Origin of the sequence: Thomasclavelia sp. (genome assembly GCF_017889095.1) — a bacterium.
Classification (GTDB): domain Bacteria; phylum Bacillota_I; class Bacilli_A; order Erysipelotrichales; family Coprobacillaceae; genus Thomasclavelia.
Window position 1 is genome coordinate 1 of the sequence record NZ_JAGHEW010000027.1, and the last position, 7,311, is coordinate 7,311.

The window sequence follows — 7,311 nt, forward strand, 5'->3', positions numbered from 1 at the left end:
TAATTGGATGTGGATTTGTAGGATCAACATCAGCATTTAGTTTAATTCAAACAGGGTTATTTTCTGAAATGGTTTTAATTGACGCAAATAAAGATAGAGCTGAAGGGGAAGCAATGGATCTAAGTCATGGTAGTGCTTATCTAACACCAATGAATATTTATGCTGGTGGTTATGATGATATCGTTGACGCTGGATTAATTGTAATTACGGCTGGAGCAAACCAAAAACCAAATGAAACAAGATTAGATTTAGTTAAAAAAAATGTAAATATTTTCAAAAGTATTATTCCTGAAATCAAAAACAGAAACTGTGAAGGAATCATCTTGATCGTTTCTAATCCAGTTGATATTTTAACTGAAGTTACTTTAAAATTATCAGGATTCCCAGCTAACCGGGTTATTGGTTCAGGTACAGTATTAGATACCGCTAGATTAAAATATGTCTTAGGTCGTCATTTACAAGTCGATCCTCGTGATGTTCACGCTTATATCGTTGGTGAACATGGTGATAGTGAATTAGTTGTCTGGTCTGGTGCCCAGGTAGCCGGTATTCATATCAATCACTTCTGTGAATTAAGAGGACATTTCCATCATGAAGAAGCAATGGAACGCTTAGCTCAGGAAGTTCGTGACAGCGCTTATGAAATCATTGAACGTAAAGGAGCTACTTACTATGGTGTAGCCGTAGCTGTAAAAAGAATTGCCACCGCAATCGTTAAAGATGAACATGCCGTATTACCAGTTTCTAGTTTAATGCAAGGTGAATTTGGCTTAAATGATATTTGTTTAAGTATTCCAACTGTAGTTGGTCAAAACGGAGTTGAAAAAGTAGTTGATATTTATTTAAATAATGAAGAAAATGAAAAACTACAAGCTAGTGCTAAAGCATTAAAAGAAATCTTAGCTGATCTTGATTTAGATTAATCATAGCTGCTATAAGTTACTGACTTATAGCAGTTTTTTTATTTTGGATATTTTTTTAAATTTAAAATATGTTATATTATAATTTGATAGATATTTAGAAAGAAGGGATTTGATGAAATGTCCAAAATGTGGATTTGAAAATAAACAAGATGCTTTATTTTGTAGTCAATGTGGTCATAAAATACCTAAACGTAAACTATTGAGTAAAAAACGAATCATTATATTTAGTGGATTAGTAATCTTAATTGCATGTCTAGTTGCTGGTTATTTTATTTTCTATAATAAAGATACCAAAGATGATTATTTAAATACGATTGATCAAGGTGATAAATATTATGAAGATTTTGATTATCAAAAAGCTGAAGATTCCTATTTACAAGCAATCGAAATTGATCCTCACCAGGTTGAACCGTATGAAAAATTAGCCGATTTATATATGGCACAAAACGATTATTCAAAAACAGCTGAAATCCTAAATAAAGCAACTACTAGTAACGATGATCAAACTTTAAAAACCAAATATACTTTAATAACTTATTTACAAGATGTATTGATCAAAAAAGAAGGCGTAATCAAAGAAGGTAATTATCAAACTAGTTATTCGCATATCACCACACCTAATGATTATTTTTCAATCAACAGTTTACATGAATTAAGTGGTGTTCTAACATTTAGGATCATGGATTTTGATAATGATGATCAGGCTGAACTTTTAGTTTTAACCCTTGATAATAAAGTCCCTGCAGATAATAATACTACTAATCAAATTGTTATTAGTATCTATGAACAAGAAGATGATGAGGTAGTATTAAGCGACCAGCTAACATTAGAAAAAGATGTTTTAGGTGTTGATGATAAAGAAAAAGGTGGTATCTTCATTAAGAAAAATGATGGTAAAATTTATCTTTGCGGTACGTTATATGATCTTGCTTATAATTATAGCGATGGTTATGAACACTTAACCTTTATTTTAGAATATCAAAATAATAAATTTGTAAAAAAATTATACAAACACGAAAGTGCTTCAATTGAAACCGCCAGTGATAAAACAACTAGTAAAATTGTTAAAGAAATCGGTTTAACTAGTGATGCTAAGATCATTGAAAAAACTGGTTATGAATATTTTAATTTTACTGATAATGTTGATGATGTTTTACTTAAATTAACTGGTCAAACAAATTTAAACAGCAATATAAGTCAAAATCTTAATGATCTTGTTTATAAAATTGAATTAGTTTTATCAAACAAAAAAAGTGTTAATACCGATGTATTTGATCCGGTACTAAAAAACTATTATGAAAGTTATCAAAACGGGTTTTCAAGTAACCCTAATCCTGATATTGCCCTTCAAAGCAGCGGCTTACAAGCCCAATATAATGATGATTTAAAACTCTATTACTGCTTTCAGGATATTAATAATGATGGTATTAAAGAATTATTTATTGGTGCCGGTGATAGTCAAGATGATGTCGAAATTTGTGATTTATGGAGTTACAATGGTTTGAATATCAATAGTGCACCAGAAAGCTTTTTATACGGTTATCGAGAAAAAATGAGCTATTATCAAAATAATATAGTTGAAATAACCAGTAATTATGGTGAACATCAAACGAATACTAATTATCAGCTTAATTTCTTAGGTAAGTTAGTTGCCTGTCAAACAAACGGTAATAAAGATGCAACGTTAAAATGGAAAGAATTAACTGAAGATTTGGTCAATTCAAGTAGTAGTGATAATAATGCAGTTGATAAAACTACATTAAAACAAGAATTAGATGCTTTAGAGGTTACATTAAATGAAGCAGATCAACAGGCTGGTTCAATGTACGAAATGAAACAAGCATGTTCAAATGCCTTAAAACAATGGCAAGCTAAAATGAATGAGATCATTGATTTATTAAAAAAACAGATGTCTAAAAGTGAACAAACTGCTTTTGATCAAGAGCAAAGTCAATGGGAAGATAAAATAGAACAAGAAGCTAAAGAAGCCTCGAAAGAAAATAGTGGCGGTTCATTAGAACAGCTAGATTATTTATCATCTAAACGCGAAGCTACTAAAGAACGGGCTTATGAATTATTAGAGCGCTTATAAAAAGAAGAAATGGTCGTATTTCTTCTTTTTCTTTAACACTTAATATTTTTAAAAATAATTGTAATAGTAAGTATATCATCATCTATTTTAGCATCAACTTTGAGATCCATTTGATTACATAATTCTTTTACAATTGCCATTCCTAATCCAGAACCACTGCTTTTACGAGCAACATCACCTTGATAAAATCGTTCAAAAATATGTTCCACCGAAAACGATTCGATAATTTGATTACTGAAATTTAAGATAATTTGGTCATTTTCTTCCTTTAACTCAATTTTAAATGAATTATGACCATAACGAATTACATTTATTACCAAATTTTGAATTATTCGCTTCATCATACTTTCGTCAACATTAACTAAAATCTGTTCATTTAAACAAGTAAACATGGGAATAATTTGTTTTTTTGTTAACTCAGGATAATATGATAAAACAATTTGACAAATTAACGGATAGATTAAGATTGGCTTAATATCAGCCATTTGATTTTGTAAATGAATACGACTATAGAGAAAAAAATCATCCAGCATTTCTTCAACATCTTCAAGTCGTCCTCTTACAATCTTAAAATAGCGCCCTTGATTTTTAGCATCTGTTTGTTCTAACATTTCCAAATAGCCTTTAACACTGGTAAGTGGTGTTCTAATATCATGAGAAATATTAGTAATTAAATTTTTGATTTCTTTTTCTTGATTTAACTGTTTTTGAATAAATACAAAATATTCTTCGCGCTGTTTTTGGTAACAAGCAATAATTTGTTGCAATGGCTTAAAATTAGTCGATGTAGAGATTTTAAATGAACTTTTTTCTTGATATAAATACTCTATTTGTTTTGCTACTGCAATTACATTTGTTCTTAAATGTAAATATAAAAGCAACAACCCCAAAATAATACTACATAATATTAAAATCAATATAGCCATAATTTCCTCCCAATATGAAAAAAGGCTACCTGGCAGCCTTATAAATCTTTTTTCTTCAACACTAAATAATTGATCGTTAAAATTATAGCAGTCATGACCAGGCTAATCAAGATACTTTGGCCATACTTATCTAATTCTAATGAAACTGGTAAATTACCACTTAAATAATAAATACCATATTGATATAATTCAACTCTAAAATGCTCACAAATAACTATCTCTAACATATAAACAAACTGCATAACATATCCAAATCCCAGTAAAATTGAAATCGTAGCATTCCTAAATAAATTTAATACTAATAAACAAATTGTTGCAAATGTTTCATTTAAGAAAGCTTGCGTAAGCAAATAAAATAAATAATCAATAAAGCTAAAGGCACCTAATTCCCGATCAATTATAATTCCTAACAAAAAAGCTAAGAAAATCGCTATTAAACTAAACACCAAATAAATTATAATCCCAATAAAATATCGTGACAAAACTAATTGCCATTTATTTTGGAAATATGGATAAATATTTTTAATATAATTCTTTTGATACTCTTCACCAATAAAAATCATCTGATAAATAAAGACAACCATGACAAATAATGGCGCTTTAGGAAAATAATATAAAAAATCACTGATTGTAGAAGTAGTGGGATCAAAAAAAGCAAAAGCACTTCGACTTTGAATTCCTAAATCTAAATAGAGCATAGCTATAATTAAAACAAATATCATTACAGTTATTTTAAAAGAACGCGAGCGTCTAATTCTATATACGTCACTTTTCAACATATTAATCATTACTATTCCCTCCACTTACTGATAAAAAATACTGTTCCAATGACTTTTGATAGTAAGTACATTCATATACCAGAATATCATTCTTGACTAATTTTTCAATTATCAAAGCACTATCCACATCACTAAAAAGATGTATAGTTTTATTATCGATTACTTTATAATCATCTATCTTCAATTCTTCTTCTAATATTCTAACTGTCTGGTCAACTGGAACTACTTTTAAAAGCAAATAACCCCGACAACGCTGTTTTAACTGCTCATTGTCCAAACATTCGACAAGTTTACCATGACTGATAATTCCATACGAACTAGCAATCTTCGATAATTCGGTTAAAATATGAGAACTTATTAATATCGTTTTTCCTCTTTCTCGATTCAAAAGGATCAACAGCTCTCGCATTTCATTAAATCCTTGTGGATCTAAGCCATTAGTGGGCTCATCTAAGATCAATAAATCAGGATCGTTAATAAGACTCATTGCTACTGCTAATCTTTGTCGCATTCCTAATGAAAATGATTTTACTTTTTTATTTCCAGTATTATTGATCTTACATATCTTTAATAATTCTTCAATTCCTTTTTTAGAATAACACCCTAACGCTAAAGCTTTGACTTTCATATTATCAAAAGCGGTCAAGGACTCTAATAATCCAGGCTGTTCAATCAAAGAACCAACTCGATGATAAAGATAATGATCGTCACTTGGATAATGGCCAAACAATTTAAAATCACCGCTAGTTTGATGGATCATTCCTGATAAGATTTTCATCAACGTTGATTTTCCAGCTCCATTTTGACCAATTAAGCCAAAAATTTCTCCTTTGGGTATTTGTAAACTAATTTGTTCAATTGCAGCAAACTGATGATATTTTTTGGTCAACTGATTTATCTCAATAGCATTTTCTTTCATTTTCTAAACCATCCTTTCATAAGTTATTGTAACAGTTAAACTTTTAAAAACCGTAAAAAAAAGTTAAAGAAAGTTCAAAGATTTACTTTCCCTAACTTAAAACCAATCCCCCAGACTGTTTCAATCAAATTTGAATTATTACATTTATTTCTAATGTTACTAATATGAACTGAAATAGTTTTATCATCACCAGCATATAGATCTTGCCAAGCATATTCATAAATCTCTTTTTTACTAAATGCACGGTTAGGGTATTTTAGTAATAACTCCATGATCTTATATTCATGTTTAGTTAAATGAATTTCTTGTTTATCAACAACCATCGTTTTTTGATCTTGAAGCAAAGAAATATTTTGATAAGATAAATTGGTATTATCTAAATTATAGTTTTTTCTTAACTGCACTTCGATTCGAGCCAATAATTCTTCTAAAGCAAATGGTTTGGTTAAATAGTCATCAGCTCCTAAGTGTAATAAATCTACTTTATCTTTAATACTGTCCTTGGCTGAAACTACAATTATAGGTACTTTAGAATCAATTCGGATTTTCTCTAATACTTTATTTCCGGCTAATCCTGGTAACATTAAATCCATCAAAATTAAATCCACTTTGCTTTGTTGCAATTGCAATAATGCTTCTGTTCCTGAATAAGCACTGATAATTGTATATTTTTCTTTTTCAAGATATTCTTTGATCATTTGATGAATATTAACATCATCTTCAACAACCATTATTATTGCCATTGTTATACCACAATCCCATTACAATGATCTATTTCATGTTGAATAATTTGTGCAATAAAGCCATTATATGTTTTGATTTTTTGTTTAAAATTGATGTCAAGATATTTAACTTTAATTTGTTGATATCGAGTTACTTCTTTTTCCTCAGATAATGATAAACACGCTTCTTTGGTTTTATAGCGTTCTTTAGAAAATTTAATGATTTCTGGATTAAGCATTACCAAATAATCATCTTTTTCCTTTACAACAATAATTCTTTTATTTATTCCAATCATATTTGCTGCCATACCAACACAATTATCTTCATGAAATTTAATTGTATCCAATAAATCTCTAACTACATCAAGATCATCTCTAGTAGCCTCTTTTCCTTTTTGGTTTAGCAAAAAACGATCACTTACAATATCTCTAATCATATTTATCCTCCCAATATTACACTTTTCATTTTTGCCATTGTTTTGGCCACTGACTTTTTAGGAATTGTCGCTGTAAATCCAGTTAAATCCCGTTCTTTACCACCAAGTTCACCAACGCCAATTTGAACCCAGCCAGAAATACAAATAACATTATCACTAAATTCATATTTAATATAATGCATCGCTGTCATCAATCCCGTTCCTTTTTTCCAAACACGTTCCCCATTATAATTAATTTCATGATAACCATCATTCATTAAGATCATGCGAATATCATTATTAACTTGCCAAACATCTCGTCTACATTCATATATTTCTACTGTTCTAGCCATCTAAGTTCCCCTCCTAAACACATTTTATTTAAAAATAATTATAACTTAAATTAAAAATAAAAAAAGTAATTTTTAATTTCCAGGAGTAAATGTTAATAGGAGGTATTTTTATGACAGAAAATATGATTAAAAAAGAAGATGTAATGAAAGCCTATGACAAAGCTATTGAAAAAGTAACTGA

8 protein-coding genes are annotated in these 7,311 nt (G+C 29.2%); 2 read left to right on the forward strand and 6 right to left on the reverse strand.

The window, feature by feature from the left end:
- The first annotated feature begins 2 nt into the window (after positions 1-2).
- Entirely contained in the window at positions 3-923 is a 921-nt protein-coding gene (locus J7M77_RS01215) for an L-lactate dehydrogenase (protein ID WP_296875177.1), read from the forward strand.
- Between the two features lie 112 nt (positions 924-1,035).
- A complete protein-coding gene (locus J7M77_RS01220; protein ID WP_296875178.1) occupies positions 1,036-3,015 on the forward strand; it encodes a lysozyme inhibitor LprI family protein in 1,980 nt (659 codons plus the stop codon).
- Positions 3,016-3,047: 32 nt separating this feature from the next.
- Here J7M77_RS01220 and J7M77_RS01225 read toward each other — a convergent pair whose 3' ends face one another.
- The 6 genes from J7M77_RS01225 to J7M77_RS01250 form a co-directional block, all read right to left on the reverse strand.
- A complete protein-coding gene (locus J7M77_RS01225) occupies positions 3,048-3,941 on the reverse strand; it encodes a HAMP domain-containing sensor histidine kinase (RefSeq protein WP_296875180.1) in 894 nt (297 codons plus the stop codon).
- A 38-nt stretch (positions 3,942-3,979) separates the two neighbouring features.
- Entirely contained in the window at positions 3,980-4,729 is a 750-nt protein-coding gene (locus J7M77_RS01230; RefSeq protein WP_296875183.1) for an ABC transporter permease, read from the reverse strand.
- On the reverse strand, positions 4,722-5,639 hold the full coding sequence (locus tag J7M77_RS01235) for an ATP-binding cassette domain-containing protein (protein WP_296875184.1): 918 nt from the start codon (positions 5,637-5,639) through the stop codon (positions 4,722-4,724). The genes J7M77_RS01230 and J7M77_RS01235 overlap by 8 nt, the downstream gene beginning before the upstream one ends.
- A gap of 74 nt (positions 5,640-5,713) precedes the next feature.
- Positions 5,714-6,382, reverse strand: coding sequence for a response regulator transcription factor (locus J7M77_RS01240; protein WP_296875186.1), 669 nt, complete (start codon positions 6,380-6,382; stop codon positions 5,714-5,716).
- A 2-nt stretch (positions 6,383-6,384) separates the two neighbouring features.
- Complete coding sequence (locus tag J7M77_RS01245) at positions 6,385-6,798, reverse strand: peptide deformylase (protein ID WP_296875188.1); 414 nt, start codon at positions 6,796-6,798, stop codon at positions 6,385-6,387.
- Positions 6,799-6,800: 2 nt separating this feature from the next.
- A complete protein-coding gene (locus J7M77_RS01250) occupies positions 6,801-7,130 on the reverse strand; it encodes a hypothetical protein (protein WP_296875190.1) in 330 nt (109 codons plus the stop codon).
- Positions 7,131-7,311: the final 181 nt, after the last annotated feature.